The following is a 1,305-nucleotide window of genomic DNA, read 5'->3' as shown; positions in this document are numbered from 1 at the left end:
TCCCAATCGGTCAAGCTCGGCGTCGCTCAACGAGCGTTGCGTCAGTTGGTTCTGCATAAACTTCTCCGAGTCTTTCAGGCGTGCGCATGCGCACCGGTAATCCCCCCACTTTTAGGGAAGGTCTGATCAACTCACCGCAGATGCGCGACACTATCGCCTTATGTAGAGGATTCATCCATGCAGCTGACGTTCGGTGACGCTGAGGGCTTGGGCAAGCGTAAGCAGACCCGGCGCGAGATCTTTCTTGCCGAGATGGAGCAGGTTGTTCCGTGGCAGCAACTGCTTGCCCTGATCGCGCCGCACTATCCAGTGTCGGGGCGGCCAGGTCGGCAGCCGTACGCACTGGCGACGATGTTGCGGATTCATCTGCTGCAGCAGTGGTATGCGTTGAGCGATCCGGCGATGGAAGAAGCGCTGCACGAGATTCCGACCTTGCGGCGCTTTGCCCAGCTCGGTGGGTTGGACGACATTCCCGACGAGACCACGATTCTCAACTTTCGGCGCCTGCTGGAGACCCATGGCCTTGCCGCACGGATGCTGGAAGCGGTCAACGCGCATCTGGCGCGCAAGGGTCAGAGCCTGCGGTCGGGCACGATCGTCGATGCGACGCTGATCGCTGCGCCCAGTTCGACCAAGAACGCCGACCATGCGCGCGACCCTGAGATGCATCAGACCAGGAAGGGAAATCAGTGGTATTTTGGGATGAAGGCGCACATCGGCGTGGATGAGTTTTCCGGACTGGTACACCATGTCCATTGCACAGCGGCCAATGTCGCCGATGTCACGGTGACGCACGCATTACTGCATGGCAAGGAAGACAGCGTGTTCGGCGACAGTGGCTATACCGGGGCGGACAAACGCCAAGAACTGCGGGACTGCCAAGCAGTATTCTTCATCGCCGCCAGGCCCTCGACGATGCGGAGCATCGGCAACACACGCGAGCGTGCACGGGAACAGCGTTGGGAACACTTCAAGGCCAGCGTGCGCGCGAAGGTGGAGCATCCATTCCGGGTGATCAAGCGCCAGTTTGGCTACACCAAGGTCCGCTATCGAGGTCTGGCCAAGAACACGGCACAGGTGCTGACCTTGTTTGCGCTGTCAAACCTGTGGATGAAGCGAAAGCAGTTACTGCCGGCGATGGGGAGCGTGCGTCTGTGAACCGGGAAATTCCCGCGGAAAGCGCCAGAAATGGCGAAATTCCGAAGTTCCAAAAGCCACTCTTCGGAACGACGCCACCTTCCGCCCTGTCAGGTCTCGTTGTTCAGACCTTCCCTAGGGCGTCATTATGCGCGGCGATATGCGCGC

1 protein-coding gene is annotated in these 1,305 nt (G+C 59.8%); it reads left to right on the top strand.

Going from position 1 to position 1,305, the window contains the following annotated elements; all coding sequences use genetic code 11:
- The first annotated feature begins 177 nt into the window (after positions 1–177).
- Positions 178–1,158, top strand: a complete 981-nt coding sequence (locus J7367_RS02665) for an IS5 family transposase (RefSeq protein ID WP_007962146.1) — start codon at positions 178–180, stop codon at positions 1,156–1,158.
- Positions 1,159–1,305: the final 147 nt, after the last annotated feature.

It is taken from the genome of Xanthomonas sp. D-36-1 (assembly GCF_017746155.1).
Taxonomy (GTDB): domain Bacteria; phylum Pseudomonadota; class Gammaproteobacteria; order Xanthomonadales; family Xanthomonadaceae; genus Xanthomonas; species Xanthomonas cissicola.
This window is presented reverse-complemented; position numbering and strand designations above follow the sequence as displayed.